Annotated in this window: 1 protein-coding gene; it reads right to left on the bottom strand. The window is 71.1% G+C overall.

What is annotated here, in order from left to right:
* Positions 1 to 204, bottom strand: a 204-nt coding sequence (locus IEZ12_RS40910) for a hypothetical protein (RefSeq protein WP_229847648.1), incomplete at both ends; no start/stop codon positions are given.

Genomic DNA, 204 nt, shown 5'->3' with positions numbered 1-204 from the left:
TCCACGTGCAGGGTCCGCGGCAGTTCGCCGTGCCGCATCGCCATCACCATCTTGATCAGGCCCGCGACGCCGGCGGCGGCCTGGGTGTGGCCGAGGTTCGACTTCACCGAACCCAGCCACAACGGCTCCACCCGGTCCCGGCCGTACGTGGCCAGGAGAGCCTGAGCCTCGATCGGGTCGCCGAGCGTGGTCCCGGTGCCATGG

Origin of the sequence: Kitasatospora griseola, assembly GCF_014648555.1 — a bacterium.
In the GTDB taxonomy this organism is placed as follows: Bacteria; Actinomycetota; Actinomycetes; order Streptomycetales; family Streptomycetaceae; genus Kitasatospora; species Kitasatospora griseola.
Note: the sequence above shows the minus strand (reverse complement) of the source record. Positions and strands in the feature narration are given on the sequence as shown.